The following is a 15,897-nucleotide window of genomic DNA, read 5'->3' on the forward strand; positions in this document are numbered from 1 at the left end:
ACACAGGACCCGTGCAGGGGGAGTCAGGAACCAAGGCATGACCGAAACCAAGACGAAGGCGAAACGCGGCGATCAGGAACGCGTCGTCATCAAGAAGTACGCCAACCGCCGTCTGTATAATACCGCCACCAGCTCCTATGTGACGCTGGACAATCTGTCGGACATGGTGCGTCAGAATATCGACTTCGTGGTCTATGACGCCAAGACCGGCGATGACATTACCCGTGGCGTGCTGGCCCAGATCATCTTCGAAGAAGAAAGCCGCGGGCAGAACCTGCTGCCGATCCAGTTCCTGCGTCAGCTGATCTCCTTTTATGGCGATTCAATGCAGAACCTTCTTCCCACCTATCTGGAAATGTCGCTGGATGGCTTTGCCAAGCAGCAGGAACGTTTCCGCTCGCAGTTTTCGCAGGCCTTTGGCGGCGCGCCGGGCCTCGGCTATTTCGACGAGCAGGTGGCGCAGAACCTGGCCATGTTCGACCGCGCCATGCGCATGTTCTCGCCCTTCTCGTTTGCAGCCCCGGGCGCGGCTCCCGGTACCCCGGCGGGTGCAGCGCCAGCGGCTGAGCCCGCGGCTCCTACCCCCGCAGCCCCGGCGCGCGACAGCGATCAGGTCAATGAACTGCGTCAGCAGATCGAGGCCATGAAGGCACAGATCGACCAGCTGGCGACGCGCAAATAGACTCTGTTTTAAGACTATGAGTGTAGATTGGGCGGGAATTTAGAGCGATGTGCGGAAAAGTGTGAGCGGTTTTCCGCAAAAACATCGCGACAAAGCAAATATTTAGAGCGAAATGGCGATTCAACTTAAAGCCATTTCGCTCTAATTTCCGCCCTTTTTCTTTTGCCGACAGAATGACGAAAAAGCCCAACCTTCCTGTGCCTGCCGGTCCCGCCGTGGACCATGAGCCCTCGTCCGCACGCCGGGTCAACAAGGCCTATGAGAATGTGGACTATGCGGCGCAGGTGCTGGGCGGCGGCGAAAAGCGCGGCCTGCGCGGTGGGCCGGAGACGCTGGGGCGGGCAAAAAAGACCTATCTGGCGTCCGAATATTCCGGGCCCAACGACCGTCGCCCGGCACCGGGTCGCGTCAAGCAGGAAAAGATATAAGGTTAAGCGCCGTTAAGCCTGCGGCACGGCTTTTGCAGCGCACCCCGCATCTGTTGCGGAGCGCTCCATGCAAACCTTCATGCCGATCCTGATCAAGACCTTCGACGTCCTGCTGGTCGCCACCATCTTCACGCTGTTCACGTAAGCCGTATCCACGATCAGATGCAGGGCCGTGCCCCGGCTCAGCCGAACTCCAGATCGCGGCGGGCGGTGATGATGGTCACGATAAAGCCGGCCAGCACATCGAGCAGCGTCATGGTGGTCAGCAGGAAAAAGGTCGAGGTGCCGAACGGGCGCAGCAGCAGAAATTCGACCAGACAGATAATAAACAGGATCATCGACAGCGAGTGGTTGACGATGGCCACGCTGTCCGAGCGGGTTGATTTCAAAAGCTCGAAAAACAGCATGATCAGGCCGATAAAGATCACCACATCACCGATCGAAACCAGCCACTGCGTGCCGGCTGACGGCATGGGGACGGTAAACAGCACATGGGTCAGGCCGTTATAGGCCGAATTGGCGTCGCTGCCGAACATGTGGAACATGGCAACGATATTGTACACCGCAACCGGAATGGCCAGCATCGGGAAGGCCGTCAGAAAACCACCCTCGTCCTTCTTAGCCGGTGCGTTCGCCATTTGCTTCCCCGTTTGCGAGATGACTGCCGTACCTACTACCGCGTTTCGCTGTTCCTGACTAGCCATCCCGTTAACCCCTTTTCCGGAAAGGTACTGGTATTATATATCGCGCATTTGAATCCAAAAACCGGTACCCACTTTTTGGAATGCGCTCAGACCTCCGTAGTCCGTCCCGGCAGACGGCGGCGGCTGTTCAGCCACATGACGCCCGGCAGGTCGGTCAGCGCGTTTTTCAGGCGGCCCCAATTGGTATATTTGGAGCTGCCCGTCGTGCGCAGCCGGTCTTCGACCGGTTCAAAAAGCGTATCATAGCCTTCGCGGTTGACCAAGGCCGGGATGTAGCGGTGCATATTGTCGAAATAGGGCAGCCGCAGAAACAGATCGCGGCGTATGGCCTTGATGCCGCAGCCCGTATCGTTCGATCCGTCCTTCAACAGACTCTTACGGATGCCGTTTGCCCAGCGAGACGCCCATTTTTTGGAGGCCGTGTCCTGACGGCGGCGGCGTTCCCCGGCCACCAGACCGACGTTGGGTGCGGCCCTGAGCAGGATCTGCGCCACATTGAGCACGTCGCTGGCCGGGTTCTGACCGTCGCCATCCATCATGGCCACGATGTCGCCGCGCGCATAGAGCACGCCGGTGAACACACCGCCCGACTTGCCCACATTGTTTTCGTGACGAATGACGCGCAGCTCCGGCACAGAGGCCTTCAGTCCTTCCAGGACCTGCGGCGTCTTGTCCGTCGATTTGTCATCGACAAAGACCAACTCATAGTTTCCGGCCCCCACACCGGCATCGAACACGCTTTTCAGCTCCTGAACGACCTGCGGAGTGGCCCCCTCTTCGTTGTGGACAGCGACGACAACGGACACGGATACAGACATGGGGCAGCGGCTCTTTAAGGGAGGAAACAGGCGGTCAGCGGCCCGCCGGTAATATGAGTCTGGCGTCTTATCAGGTTTGCGGTTAAGCGTAAACCGAACACCCTCCCTGAGATTCAGGTGCCTCGCCGCACCGGGATTTCGCGTCTGCGAGCTTTCGGAACTATGTCGAGCAAGCCCTTCTCTCCCCTGAGCCCCGATCTGCGCGGCCCGCTTCTGGCGGCCATCATCGCCTTTCTGGTCGGCCTGCCCTGCGCCCTGCTGATTCCGCCGCTCGACCGCGACGAATCGCGCTTCGCTCAGGCCTCCAGCCAGATGCTTGAGACCAAGGACTTCATCAATATCAGCTATCAGGACCGCCCGCGGCACAAGAAGCCGGTCGGCATCCACTGGCTTCAGGCGGCCTCCACCGCCCTGACATCCGACGTGGCGGCGCGCGATATCCTCTCCTACCGCTGGCCCTCGCTGCTGGGGGCGGCGCTGGCGGCCTTTGCCATGAGCTGGGGGGCCGGGTTCCTGTTCGACCGGCGGCAGGGGCTGATCGCCGGGGTGTTGTTCGGCGTCTCCTTCCTTTTGTCCACCGAAGCCTTTATCGCCAAGACCGATGCGGTGCTGTGCGGCCTGACGACCCTGTTCCTGATGGCGCTGGCGCGCATCTACGTCACCTATCGCCAGCGCAGCGACCTCAGCGAAAAGCCCAAGCTCACCAAGTATAAACTGATCTTCTGGGTGGCCTTTGCCGGATCGGTGCTGATCAAGGGGCCGATCGGGCCGATGATGTTCGCGGCGACGGCGCTGGCGCTGCTGGGCTGGGATTTGAAAGCCAAGGTACCGGGGGCCGCCGACTGGCTGAAACACCTCGGCTGGGCCTGGGGGCTTCTGATCACCGCCCTGATCGTCGGACCGTGGGCGATTGCCATCACCATCGCCACGGACGGAGCCTTCTGGGGCACGGCCATTGGCGACGATTTCGCCCCCAAGCTGGTATCGGGGTCTGAGGGCCATTTCGCGTGGCCGGGCTATCACACCCTGGCCCTGCCGATCCTCTTCTTCCCGCTGAGCTTCCTGCTGGGCGGAGCGCTGCAAACGGCGCTGTCACGCTATGCCGAGCCGGCGGTGCGCTTTGCCATCTGCTGGTTCGTACCGGGCTTCCTGATCTTCGAAGCCTCCCCGACCAAGCTGGTCCACTATCCGCTGCCGACCTATGGCGGTCTGGTGCTGCTGGCTGTGCTCGGCCTGTCGATCCCGCTGAAGACCTGGGCCAAGGTGATGAATACCGGCCTCGGTCTGTTCGGCGGCTTCCTGATCACCGCCATTGCGGCCTATGGCCTGTCGGAATTCGGCCATGCCGGCGTGGCGGTGCTGGTCACCATCGTGGCCGCCGCCGCCCTGCTGATCGGCGGTCTGGCGGCGCTGTTCCTGTGGCGTCAGCACATGACCACCGCTCTGGCCTGTCTGATCGGTGCCGGGGTGATCGCCCACCTGAGTTTTGTCGCCACCCTGTCACAGCTCAAACCCTTATGGATGTCGCGCAATCTCGAAGCGGCGCTGGTCGAAACCGATCTCGATCCGCGTCAGGGGCTGCAACCCGGTCCCGTCGCCACGCTTGGCTTTGCCGAGCCGTCCTTCGTCTTTGCCATGGGCACGGAAACCGAACTGGCCGACACGCCGGAACAGGCGGCGGCCGCCCTGCAACAGGGCCGTCCGGTCTGCGTCGAATCGCGCCACGATGCCGAATTCCGTAAAGCGGTCAGCGCCGCCGGGCTGAAGCCACGCGCCGTGAAGACTATCGAGGGCTATAACTACTCCAACGGCGACCCGGTGAAAGTCACGCTGTATCAGTTACAGAAGTAAGACCCGAGGCCGAAGGGTCTCACCGCCTCACCGCGTATCACCTCTGACATCAGAGCGTTCGTCAGCTCAGTTGAGCCGCGTCATCGCTCTGTGTTTCTTTACGCCTCATGTGCGTCCGAAAAGGGGTGCCCATTTTTCGGCATGAGGCTTGATACAGAGGAGGCGTCATGAGCCCGGACACCCAAGCCGCCATCGCGTTCAGCCGTTTCGGACTGGGCAATACACCGCGGGGCCTCGACGCGGCCTTAGGTGATGCGCGGCGCGCGCTGATGGCGGAGCTGACCTCGCCCCCCGAACTCAGCCTGCCCCTTAGCGACGTGCAGCGCGATCTGGGCTTTTCCAGCGCCCTGCCGCCGACACCGGAGTTACTCACGCAGTTGGCCGCCTATAATCAGGCCCGCAAGGCCCAGCGTGAGATCAAGGCACAGACCCGAAGCCCCGCTCAGGAAGCCCCGCGCATGGACGGGGCCCCCATGGCCGCGCCCGATATGGCGGGCAAACCGGCTGCGGCGTCCGACGATCAGCGCCTGCCGCAGGCGGTTACCTCGGCCGAGGTGGCCGCACGTTTGAAGGCCTGGGGGGCCGCTCCCATCGGCTTTTATGAGCGGCTGGTGATGTTCTGGGCCAACCATTTCGCCATCTCGGTCGATAAGGGCCTGCCGGATCGTGTGCTGGCCGGGGCCTATGAGCGCGAGGCCATTCGCCCGCATCTTACGGGCCGCTTCCGCGATCTGTTGCTGGCCGTTGAACACCATCCGGCCATGCTGGCCTATCTCGACAACGACGCCTCGATCGGACCCAACGCCCGCGCCAACCGCAATGGCAAGCGCGGGCTGAATGAAAATCTGGCCCGCGAAATCCTGGAACTGCACACGCTGGGGGTCAATGGCGGCTACACGCAGGCCGATGTCACCCGTTTTGCCAAGGTGATCACGGGATGGACCCTCAGCCGCGAGGGCCAGGGCGACGGCTTCCGCTTCAACCCCAATGCGCACGAGCCGGGCCCGCAGACGATCATGGGTAAGACCTATGCCGATGACGGCGAACAGCAGGGCATCCGCGTGCTGGAAGACCTCGCCCGCCATCCGGCAACGGCGAAGCACATCGCCACCAAGCTGGTGCGACACTTCGTCAGCGATCAGCCGCCACCGGCACTGGTCGAACGCTTAAGCCGCCGGTTCATTGACACTGACGGCGACCTCAGCGCCGTCTATGCGGCCCTGATCGAGGCCGACGAAAGCTGGAGCGCGCCGCGCGCCAAGCTGCGGACCCCGCAGGAATACGTCATCGCCAGCCTGCGGGCGCTCGATACGCCGATCCAGCCGCAGCGCTTCCTTCAGGCGCTGCGTGTGCTGGGTCAGCCCCTGTGGCAGCCGCCCGGCCCCAACGGTTTTTCCGATCTGGCCAGCGTCTGGGCGACCCCAGAAGGGCTGAACAACCGCCTCGACCTCGCCTATCAGTTATCGGAGCGCGTCGCCGAAAGGACCGATCCGCGCGTCTTTGCCGAAGCGCGGCTGAAAGGCCTAATCTCCGAGACCACCCGCCGCTCGGTCGCTCTGGCCGAAACCCGTCCGCAGGGCCTGGCCCTCGTGCTCCTCTCTCCCGAATTCATGAGGCGTTAGCGCCCGTATGGCTGCGCCACACCGGCGCTAACATTTTTGCTGACGCGCTTTTGAATCCGAAAAGTGCGTCCCACTTTTCGGAAAGCGCTTGATATGACTCTCGACCGCCGCTCCTTCCTCGTCGCCTCCACCGGCCTGTTTGCCTCGGCTGTCCTGCCGCAGAGCGCCTTTGCCGCGGGACGTGATCCGCGCTTCGTCGTCATCATCCTGCGCGGCGCGCTGGATGGCCTCGCCGCCGTGCCGCCGGTGGGCGATCCCGACTTCGCCGCCCTGCGCCCCCCGGCGTGGGAGGGCGACGCCCTGCCGCTCAACGGGTTTTTCGCCCTCAATCCCGCCATGCCGAATCTGAAGCGCCTTTATGGGGCGGGTCAGGCGGCCATTGTCCACGCCTCGGCCACCCCCTATCGCAATCGCTCGCACTTCGACGGTCAGGACGTGCTGGAGTCGGGCTATGACGCCCCCGGCCACGCCGATACGGGCTGGCTCAACCGCCTGATCCTGTCGCTGGGGGACGGTGAAAAGATCGGCACCGCGCCCCGGTCGCTGTCGGTCGGCACGCTGACTCCGCTGGTCATCCGCGGCGAAGCGCCCCTGCTCGGCTGGGCCCCGCAGCAGCTCAAAGCCGCCGATCCGGACCTCGCCCCGCGCCTGTTGCGGCTCTATGGCGAAAGCGACCCGGCACTGATGACCGTGCTTCAGGAAGGCATCGACACCGGCAAGATCGCGTCGGGCATGAACCCGATGAGCGGCACCGGCGGCCCGGCTGGGGCCATGGTCGATATGGCCAAGGGCGCAGCGGCGCTGATGGGGCGCGACGACGGCCCGCGCATCGCCGCCATGGCCTTTGACGGCTGGGACACGCACGCCGCCGAACAGCGCCGCCTGACGCAGCTTCTCGGGGGGCTCGATCAGTCTCTGGCCGCACTCGAACAGGGCATGGGGCCGAAATGGGCCGACACCGTGGTGCTGGTGGCGACCGAATTTGGCCGCACGGCGCGCTTTAACGGCACGCAGGGCTCCGACCACGGTCAGGCGACGACGGCCTTCCTCGCCGGTGGGGCGGTCAGGGGCGGGCGCGTCATCGCCGACTGGCCGGGACTTAAGGCCGCACAGCTCTACGAAGGACGCGACCTCGCCCCCACCACCGACCTGCGCGCTGTGGTGATGGGCGTGGCCCGCGACCATCTGGGGGCCGATGTGCGCCGGTTACAGACCGACGTCTTCCCCGGCGCGCTGAGCGCCAAACCGCTGGATGGGTTGGTGGGGGCCTGACGGAGCCACGCGCAACGTCAGGCCGCCGTCGCCTTCAGACCGATAATCGCCACCAGCAGCATCCCCAGAAACAGGAGCCGCATCGGCGTTACCGTCTCGTGGAACAGCACGATGCCGAGGATCGCCGCCCCCAGCGCCCCGATGCCCACCCACACGCCATACGCCGTGCCGATGGGCAGGCTTTGCGCCGCCTTGGCCAGCAAAAACATACTCCCGGCCAGCGTCACCAGCGTGAACAGGCTCGGGACAGGCTTCGTAAAGCCGTGGCTGTATTTCAGCCCGATGGCCCAGCACACCTCCAGCAGCCCGGCAATAATCAGATACACCCACGGCATCGGCAAGACCGTCGTCATAACGCACGCCTTTGATAATAAAATGTCAGGGAGCGTCGTCTTGTCTGCCCGGCGTTTTTACCGCGCATCCGTACCCCAAAACCGCGTGGCACTTTTGGGGATGCGCTGACTCCGGTCCCGGTACGGCGCGTCTCGTCGGGAACAGATGCGCTATAGCAAACGCGGCACGCCGGATAAAGCCCTGATCGGGCTCAGCTTTTGGCCACATTACAGGCCTGTAAGCTATTACACGAAATTCATTAAATAAATCAAATGATTAAATCCCGTTCATGACGTTCATTTAATTTGAAACTATCGGCGGGCTGCGGCATACCCACCTCACCGGCGGACGAAACGCCGCCCCACACAAGCAAAACTTAAACCAAATACTTATCAAACCGAAAGGATATCGACATGCAAATCTCTCTGACCGGCGTCACATTCCTCAGCTTTGCCGCCTTCCTGACCCTCGCCCTGCTCAGCATCTGATCCAATACTTAAACAATCCGAAAGATATACACATGACACGCTACCTCACCCCGCTCTACTTCCTGTCGATCACCGCCTTCTGCGTGATCTCGCTCCTCACCATCGCTTAAGGATAAGTCCCATGACCACCGTATTGACCGGCCTGTTCTTCCTGTCGTTTGCCGCCCTCGCCACCGTCGCCCTGCTCGTCATCTGAGCGATGCTGACAAAGCGCTTGCCGAAAAGTGTGACGCACTTTTCGGATAAAAAAGCGCGCTAAAGCAAAAAATTTAGAGCCTTGAGGCGGCTCAACTGAGCCGACGAATACTCTAAATGACCAGTAACGCGTAACGACAGGGAGGCGCTGATGCCCACCGCACAGCCAAACACCAAAACCAAACGACCAAAAAACAAACGGGCGGAAGACTGATCTTCCGCCCGTTCGTATTTTGCCGAAACCGGCCCGCCAATTAACCGGGACGCACCATGTTTTCCGGGCGGACGTACTGATCGAACTCTTCGTTGGTCAGGTAGCCGCCGCCGACCGCCTCTTCGCGCAGCGTCGTGCCGTTCTTGTGCGCGGTCTTGGCGATCTTGGCGCAGGCGTCATAGCCCAGACGCCCGTTCAGCGCCGTCACCAGCATCAGCGAGTTTTCGACGCCCTTACGGATATTGTCGATGCGCGGCTCGATCCCCACCACGCAGTTGTCGGTGAAGCTCACAGCCGCGTCGGCCAAGAGGCGCACGGACTGCAGGAAGTTATAGGCCATCACCGGGTTAAAGACGTTCAGCTCAAAATGCCCCTGCGATCCGGCAAAGGTCAGCGCGGCGTGGTTGCCGAACACCTGCACGCAGACCTGAGTCAGCGCCTCGCACTGGGTCGGATTAACCTTGCCCGGCATGATGGACGAGCCCGGCTCGTTTTCCGGCAGGGCCAGTTCGCCCAGGCCCGCGCGCGGGCCGGAGCCGAGGAAGCGGATATCGTTGGCGATCTTGAACAGCGACGCCGCCACCGTATTGATGGCCCCGTGCGAAAAGACCATGGCGTCATGCGCCGCCAACGCTTCAAACTTGTTCGGCGCCGTGGTGAAACCAAGGCCCGTGATGCGCGCAATGGCTTCGGCCACGCCCTCGGCAAAGCCGATCGGCGCGTTGAGCCCGGTGCCGACCGCCGTGCCGCCCTGCGCCAGTTGCATCAGCGCCGGCAACGTCGATTCAATGCGCGCAATGCCGTTTTCGACCTGCTTGGCATAGCCCGAAAACTCCTGACCGAGCGTCAGCGGCGTGGCGTCCTGCGTATGGGTGCGGCCGATCTTGATGATCTCGGCCCAGGCCTTCGCCTTGGCATCGAGCGCGGCGTGCAGGTGCTTCAGCGCCGGCAGCAGGTCATGCACGATCTGCTCGGCGCAGGCCACGTGCATGGCGGTCGGATAGGTGTCGTTCGACGACTGCGACATGTTGACGTGGTCGTTGGGGTGCACCGGCTTTTTCGAGCCCATCTCACCGCCCAGAATTTCGATGGCGCGGTTGGAGATGACTTCGTTGGCGTTCATGTTGGACTGCGTGCCCGAACCGGTCTGCCACACCACCAGCGGGAAGTGGTCGTTCAGCTTGCCCTCAATCACTTCGTTGGCCGCCTGAATGATGGCATTGGCGATGGTGGCGTCCAGCTTGCCCAAAGACTGATTGGTTTCCGCCGCCGCGCGCTTGACGATCCCCAGCGCCCGCACCACCGGCAGGGGCTGCTTTTCCCAGCCGATCTTGAAATTGCCGAGGCTGCGCTGCGCCTGCGCGCCCCAGTATTTCGAATTATCGACCTCGATGGGGCCGAAGGTATCGGTTTCGGTACGTGTCGCTTTGGTCATGACGGGAGTCTCCGTTACTGCCGGGGCATCCACGACCGGGGCCTGAGACACTTGCGTCTTAGCCGCTTTGGCCTTCGATTTTTTGTTGCCGAACAACCAGCTGAACATGGATGCACCCCTCCTGAAAATCTGCGGCTTTCAGTGGAACATTTGCCCCAAAAGGGCAAGGGGTTTTGTGGGGTGGGGGGAACCGTTCTCCTTTGCTCCCATTATGCACGCCCACACACGAAATTCCTGACAGTCCCCCGAACCCTGATCCGTTCCTCCTGAATCGCCTGAGAGCAGAATAAAGATGGAGTCATCCCCCTCTGCCTCGGGGCGCTACGCGACAGGCAGGAGAAAAGACCAACACCTTCATGCCTGCCGCCCAACCCGCGCCGCCTGAGCAGAAAACGCTTCACTCACGGCGCATTGCGCTCTAAACACACGGCGATCCGTTTTCCTCCGTGAGACCATGAGCACCTATTCCGATCTGGCCGCCGAAATCGAAGCCGAAATCCTGACCGCGCAAGACCTTGCTGCGCTCGACGCCGTGCGCGTGTCGGCGCTGGGCAAGACCGGGCGCATTTCCGGCCTTTTGAAAACCCTGGGCGCCCTGCCCCCCGAAGAGCGCAAGGCCACCGGCGCGGCCATCAATGCCGTGCGTGATCAGGTTCAGGCCGCGCTCGATGCGCGCAAGGACGTGCTGGAAGCCGAGCACCTCAGCCGCCGCCTGCAATCCGAGCGCATCGACCTGTCGCTGCCGGCCGCGCCCCGCGCCAGGGGGGGAGTCCACCCGACCATGCAGGTCATGGACGAGATGGTGGCGATTTTCGCCGAGATGGGCTTTGAAGTCGCCGAAGGGCCGGACATCGAAGACGATTTCCATAACTTCACCGCGCTGAACTTCCCGGAAAAGCACCCGGCTCGCGAAATGCACGATACCTTCTTCTTCAACCCCGATGAAAACGGGGTGAGGAAGCTCTTGCGCACCCATACCTCGCCAGTGCAGATCCGCTCGATGATCGCGGGTAAGCCGCCCTTCCGCCTGATCGTGCCGGGGCGCGTCTTCCGCTGCGACTCCGATCAGACGCACACGCCGATGTTCCATCAGATCGAAGGCCTCGTCATCGACAAGACGGCGCATATGGGCCACCTGAAATGGGTGTTCGACACCTTCCTGTCGCGCTTTTTCGAGACGGACACCGTCATCACGCAGTTCCGTCCGCACCACTTCCCCTTCACCGAGCCGTCGGCGGAGATGGACGTGCGCTATTCGCGCAACGGGGCGGAAATCCGCATCGGGGATGGCGACCGCTGGATGGAAATTCTGGGCTCCGGCATGGTGCACCCCAATGTGCTGAAGGCCTGCGGCGTCGATCCGGAGGAGTATCAGGGCTTTGCCTTCGGTATGGGCGTCGATCGTCTGGCCATGCTCAAATACGGCGTGCCGGACCTGCGCGACATGTTCGCCGCCGATACGCGCTGGCTGAGCCACTACGGCTTTAGCGGGTTCGCCGCGCCGAACCCGGCAAGCGGCCCTTCCTGATTTAGAGATTTAAGACGAGGGGCCGGAAGGCCCCTCGACCCCGGAATGTAAGACATGAAATTCTCCCTTAGCTGGCTTAAAGATCACCTCGACACCGACGCCGATATTCAGGCCGTCGCCGCCGCCATGACCGCGGCCGGCCTTGAGGTCGAAGACGTCACCGACCCGGCGGCCAAACTGACGCCCTTTACGGTGGCCAAGGTCGTTGAGGCCGCCCGCCACCCCAATGCCGACAAGCTTCAGGTGCTTCAGGTCGATACGGTCGATGGCCGCAAGGAAATCGTCTGCGGCGCCCCCAATGCCCGCGCCGGTCTGACCACCGTCTATGCCCCCATCGGGGCCTATGTGCCGGGCCTTGACGTCACCCTGGTCGAAAAGCCGGTGCGCGGCGTCGTGTCGAACGGCATGATGTGTTCGGCCGCCGAGCTTGAGCTGGATGGAGACTCCGACGGCATCATGGAACTTTCCGACGACCTCGCCGTCGGCACCCCGGTCAGCGCCGTCTTCGCGCTGGAGCCCGTTATCGACTTTGAGGTGACGCCCAACCGTCCCGACTGGCTGGGCGTGCACGGCATTGCCCGCGACCTCGCCGCCACGGGTCTGGGGGCCTTCAAGGACGCGCCCATCCCCCCGGTCAAGGGCACCTTCCCCTGTCCGATCTCGGTCAAGGTCGATGGCGACGCCTGCCCGCTGTTCTCCGGGCGCGTCATCCGCGGCGTCAAGAACGGCCCGTCGCCCAAATGGCTTGCCGACAAGCTGACCTCGATCGGCTTGAAACCCATCTCGGCGCTGGTCGATATCACCAACTACCTGTCGTTCGACCGCGCCCGCCCGCTGCACGTCTATGATGTGAAAAAGCTGTCGGGCAGCGTGATCGAAGCCGGTCTGCCCGCCGACACGTCTGACTTCGTGGCGCTGGACGGCAAGACCTACGCTGTCACGCCGGACATGACGACGATCAGCGACGCTTCGGGCGTCATCGGTCTGGGCGGCGTCATGGGTGGGGCCTCGACCGGCGTTGATTTCGAGACGGTCGATGTCTTCCTTGAATCGGCCTGGTTCGACCCCATCCGCATCGCTCAGACGGGCCGCACCACCACCATCACCTCGGATGCGCAGTACCGCTTTGCGCGCGGGGTCGATCCGGAATTTGTATTGCCCGGTCTGGAACTGGCCACGCAACTGATCCTCGACCTGTGCGGCGGGGAAGCGTCGGACATCGTCGTGGCGGGCGAGGCCCCGGCGCGCAAGCCCGATGTCGCCTTCGACCCGGCCTATGTGGCACAACTGACCGGCCTTGACGTGCCGCACGAGAAGGTCGAGACGATCCTTACCGCGCTCGGTTTTGGCGTCAACAAGACCACGCCGTGGACCGTCAGCGTGCCGTCCTTCCGCCGCGACGTGGACGGCAAGGCCGATCTGGTCGAAGAGGTGGCGCGCATCTATGGCTTCAACCATATCCCGGCGACGCCCCTGCCCGCTGTGGCCCCCAAGAACGGCGGCGTCCTGACCCCGTCGCAGGCCCGCGCCCGCACGGCGCGCCGGGCGCTGGCGGCCTTTGGCTATAGCGAGGCCGTCACCTGGTCGTTTATGCCGCAGGGTTACGCAAAACTGTTCGGCGGCGGTAATGACGCACTGCTTCTGGCCAACCCGATTGCCTCGGAACTGAACTGTATGCGTCCGTCCATCCTGCCGAACCTGCTGGAAGCCGCCGGGCGCAATGCGTCCAAGGGCTATCCCGGCGCGCAACTGTTTGAAATCGGGCCGGTCTATTTCGGCCTTGAGCCCAATGATCAGAAGACGGTCATTGCCGCGCTGAAGGCCCCGGACAAGGCGCGTCATTGGGCCGCCACCGGTCAGGACGCGCTGTTTGCACTGAAATCCGATCTGCTGGCCTTGCTTGAGGAACTCAATGTGCCGGTCGCCTCGCTGCAACTGGTGCAGGGGTCGAACAGCGGCTGGTGGCATCCGGGCCGTTCGGCGCGCCTGCAACTGGGGCCGAAGACGGTGCTGGCCGAATTTGGCGCACTGCATCCGTCGGTGCTTAAGGCGATGGACCTTGATGGGGCGTATGTGGGCTTTGAAATCCGCCTCGATCTGCTGCCGCAGCCGAAAGCAAAATCGGGCAAGTCAAAGGGCGCGCTGAGCCTGTCCAACCTGATGCCGCTGACGCGCGACTTCGCCTTCCTCGTGGCGGCGGGCACGGCGTCCGGCGATCTGGTGCGCGCCATCAGGGGCGCGGACAAGCTCCTGATCAGCGAAGCGCGCGTCTTTGACGTCTATCAGGGTCAGGGCGTGCCGGAAGGTCAGGTGTCTCTGGCGGTTGAGGTCACGCTGCAACCGGCGGACAAGACCCTGACCGAGCCGGAAATCGACGCCGTATCGCAAAAGATCGTCGCCGCCGCCCAAAAGGCCGGAGCCGTGCTGCGCAGCTAAAAATCTCCTCCCTGTGCCGAAGGCATGGGGAGGTGGGTTATCTTCTCGGCTTTGCCGTCAGTAAGGCCAGACGGGCCGGTAAGTCCATTCTTTCGTGGAATAGCCCGGCGATGATCACAGGGGCGTTCGGCTCAATGATATAGACGACGTGGTGCCGTCCGAAACGTCGTGTCCGAAACTCACCGGTTCTTTCGGAGGCGTATAGCCGCCCTCTTCTCGGATTGGCGGCTATGTCCTCAAATCCGGTTATCAAGATCGACAAATACTTTGCCGCCTGATCCGTTCCCCATCTGGCAGCGGTGGTCCGGCTGATGTCTCGAAACGCCTTCACGGCTTCCGCCGAAAGCACATAGGGAGCGGTCATTCTTTGGGGGCAGCCTCAAGTTCGGCTATGATCTCGTCCAGCACGCTTGGGGGCACGACCTCACCACGCCGAGCCTGATTCAGCCCCCGCAGCAGGCTGGACATCACTTCGGCCTGCATCATGTCCTCTTCGATCAGACGCCGGATATAGTCGGCTGGGCTGCCCTCGGCCGATTGGGCATCGACAAAGGCGCTGATGTCATCAGGCAGGTCTATGTTGAGGCGAACGGTCATACCCACAGTGTCCGCCCAAGCTCGAAAATTGTCAACGTTACGGCCGCAGCACCTGACGACGGTAGAGATAGGCGGCGATCAGAAGCCCCACACCCGACATGCCCGCCATCACCCAGTAGCCGCCGCTGCCCAGAGCGTCATAGAGCGGCCCTGAAGCGAGGGTGGACAGGCCCATCATCACGCCCGTCACCCAGGCGGCATTGAGCGTCTGGGCCAGACTTTCCGAGCCCTTCGTGGCCATGCGGTTGACCAGATCGAGCCCGGCCAGATAGCAGGCGGCAAACGAAAAGGCGTGCAGGGTCTGCAAAGGCCACAGGACGCCCACCGGCGGCACAAACCCCATGAGGAACCAGCGCACGACGCTGAGGCCCGCCGCCGCCAGCAACAGGGTCCACGAGCCGAAGCGGTTTCTGAGGCGAAAGCCGAACATCAGGAACAGGATTTCCGCCGCAACCCCCGCCCCCCACAGATAGCCGCAGGTCGCGCCATCGAGCCCCTGCCCCTTCCACAGAATGGTGGAAAAGCCATAATAGAAGGCGTGCGCCCCCTGCACGCAGCCCATCGCCGCCAGCAACAGGACATAGACCGGATTGCCGAGCAGGGCCCTGACGCGCTGCGCCCCCGTTTCCTGCGGCAGATAGGCCGGGGCGCGGCCCCCGCCCTCTTCGACGTGGCGCGGAGCCGCCGGCAACAGACGCCACGCCGCCAGCGCCGCCGCAAAACACAGCACAACCACCCAGATGATAATCAGATCGACACCCAAAAGGTTCAGCCCGTAACCCACCGCGATATTGGCCGCGATAAAGGCCGCCGACCCCACGGCGCGCGGACCGGTATAGTTGAAGCCTTCGCGCTTCGACATCTGGATGGTCATGACATCGAGCAAGGGACTGATCGAGGTGATGCAGCTATAGCCTATGGCCCACAGGGCGACGAACAGCCAGAAGCGCGCCTCCCCGGCCAGCGGCCACAGCATCAGCCCGCCATAGGCCAGCCCGCCTGCTATGGCCAGCCGCAGCATGGGCGACCGGAACAGCGGGAAGGTTTCGGCCCATACCCCCATCACCGGCCCGGTCACGGCGCGCAGCAGCAGCGGCAGGGCCAGAATCAGCCCGATCTGCGCTCCGCTCATGCCCTTTGAAGCAAACCACAGCGGCATATAGGGTAGGCTGGCCCCCGACCCGATAAAGATCAGGGCGTAGAAAAGGCTCTGCCGCTTTACGGTCGTCAGGGTAAAAAGGCTTGAATCGCTGCGCATAATGGGTCTTTGATCGGCGGCAACCGCCACAGCCCG

The 15,897-nt window shown here is 62.9% G+C and carries 14 protein-coding genes; 7 read left to right on the plus strand and 7 right to left on the minus strand.

Features of this window, described 5'->3' with window-relative positions; all coding sequences use genetic code 11:
• The first annotated feature begins 37 nt into the window (after nt 1-37).
• Together phaR and PQU94_RS10555 are read left to right on the plus strand one after the other, a co-directional pair.
• Nucleotides 38-682, plus strand: a complete 645-nt coding sequence (gene phaR, locus PQU94_RS10550) for a polyhydroxyalkanoate synthesis repressor PhaR (RefSeq protein ID WP_272741428.1) — start codon at nt 38-40, stop codon at nt 680-682.
• A 173-nt stretch (nt 683-855) separates the two neighbouring features.
• Nucleotides 856-1,110 carry a hypothetical protein gene (locus PQU94_RS10555; RefSeq protein ID WP_272741429.1) on the plus strand — a complete coding sequence of 85 codons (255 nt, stop codon included), beginning with the start codon at nt 856-858 and terminating at the stop codon, nt 1,108-1,110.
• A gap of 182 nt (nt 1,111-1,292) precedes the next feature.
• On the opposite strand, the gene PQU94_RS10560 is transcribed toward PQU94_RS10555, so the two are convergent.
• Both PQU94_RS10560 and PQU94_RS10565 read right to left on the minus strand, forming a co-directional pair.
• Entirely contained in the window at nt 1,293-1,748 is a 456-nt protein-coding gene (locus PQU94_RS10560; RefSeq protein ID WP_272741430.1) for a hypothetical protein, read from the minus strand.
• Nucleotides 1,749-1,900: 152 nt separating this feature from the next.
• Nucleotides 1,901-2,632 carry a glycosyltransferase family 2 protein gene (locus tag PQU94_RS10565; RefSeq protein WP_272741431.1) on the minus strand — a complete coding sequence of 244 codons (732 nt, stop codon included), beginning with the start codon at nt 2,630-2,632 and terminating at the stop codon, nt 1,901-1,903.
• Nucleotides 2,633-2,794: 162 nt separating this feature from the next.
• On the opposite strand from PQU94_RS10565, the gene PQU94_RS10570 reads away from it, so the two are divergent.
• From PQU94_RS10570 to PQU94_RS10580, 3 genes are all read left to right on the plus strand, one after another.
• Nucleotides 2,795-4,483 carry an ArnT family glycosyltransferase gene (locus PQU94_RS10570; protein WP_272741432.1) on the plus strand — a complete coding sequence of 563 codons (1,689 nt, stop codon included), beginning with the start codon at nt 2,795-2,797 and terminating at the stop codon, nt 4,481-4,483.
• A gap of 167 nt (nt 4,484-4,650) precedes the next feature.
• Nucleotides 4,651-6,105: a DUF1800 domain-containing protein gene (locus PQU94_RS10575; protein WP_272741433.1), complete on the plus strand. Its 1,455-nt coding sequence runs from the start codon at nt 4,651-4,653 to the stop codon at nt 6,103-6,105.
• A gap of 93 nt (nt 6,106-6,198) precedes the next feature.
• A complete protein-coding gene (locus tag PQU94_RS10580; protein WP_272741434.1) occupies nt 6,199-7,377 on the plus strand; it encodes a DUF1501 domain-containing protein in 1,179 nt (392 codons plus the stop codon).
• Between the two features lie 17 nt (nt 7,378-7,394).
• Here PQU94_RS10580 and sugE read toward each other — a convergent pair whose 3' ends face one another.
• Nucleotides 7,395-7,730, minus strand: coding sequence for a quaternary ammonium compound efflux SMR transporter SugE (sugE, locus tag PQU94_RS10585; RefSeq protein WP_303651422.1), 336 nt, complete (start codon nt 7,728-7,730; stop codon nt 7,395-7,397).
• Nucleotides 7,731-8,647: 917 nt separating this feature from the next.
• The gene (fumC, locus tag PQU94_RS10590) at nt 8,648-10,042 is read right to left on the minus strand and encodes a class II fumarate hydratase (RefSeq protein WP_272741520.1); all 1,395 of its coding nucleotides are present in this window, start codon (nt 10,040-10,042) and stop codon (nt 8,648-8,650) included.
• Between the two features lie 454 nt (nt 10,043-10,496).
• Between fumC and pheS the strand changes: the two genes are divergently transcribed.
• Complete coding sequence (pheS, locus tag PQU94_RS10595) at nt 10,497-11,570, plus strand: phenylalanine--tRNA ligase subunit alpha (protein ID WP_272741435.1); 1,074 nt, start codon at nt 10,497-10,499, stop codon at nt 11,568-11,570.
• A gap of 54 nt (nt 11,571-11,624) precedes the next feature.
• On the plus strand, nt 11,625-14,006 hold the full coding sequence (gene pheT / locus PQU94_RS10600) for a phenylalanine--tRNA ligase subunit beta (protein WP_272741436.1): 2,382 nt from the start codon (nt 11,625-11,627) through the stop codon (nt 14,004-14,006).
• A 37-nt stretch (nt 14,007-14,043) separates the two neighbouring features.
• Here pheT and PQU94_RS18230 read toward each other — a convergent pair whose 3' ends face one another.
• From PQU94_RS18230 to PQU94_RS10610, 3 genes are read right to left on the minus strand one after another with little or no spacing between them, the layout of a single operon-like run.
• Nucleotides 14,044-14,370 (minus strand): type II toxin-antitoxin system RelE/ParE family toxin, encoded by a 327-nt coding sequence (locus PQU94_RS18230; RefSeq protein ID WP_368407075.1) that lies wholly within the window; start codon nt 14,368-14,370, stop codon nt 14,044-14,046.
• Nucleotides 14,367-14,603 carry a hypothetical protein gene (locus tag PQU94_RS10605; protein ID WP_272741437.1) on the minus strand — a complete coding sequence of 79 codons (237 nt, stop codon included), beginning with the start codon at nt 14,601-14,603 and terminating at the stop codon, nt 14,367-14,369. The genes PQU94_RS18230 and PQU94_RS10605 overlap by 4 nt, the downstream gene beginning before the upstream one ends.
• 37 nt (nt 14,604-14,640) lie before the next feature.
• Nucleotides 14,641-15,861 (minus strand): MFS transporter, encoded by a 1,221-nt coding sequence (locus PQU94_RS10610; RefSeq protein WP_272741438.1) that lies wholly within the window; start codon nt 15,859-15,861, stop codon nt 14,641-14,643.
• Nucleotides 15,862-15,897 lie beyond the last annotated feature (36 nt).

The sequence above is a fragment of the Asticcacaulis currens genome (genome assembly GCF_028550395.1).
Lineage (GTDB): Bacteria > Pseudomonadota > Alphaproteobacteria > Caulobacterales > Caulobacteraceae > Asticcacaulis > Asticcacaulis currens.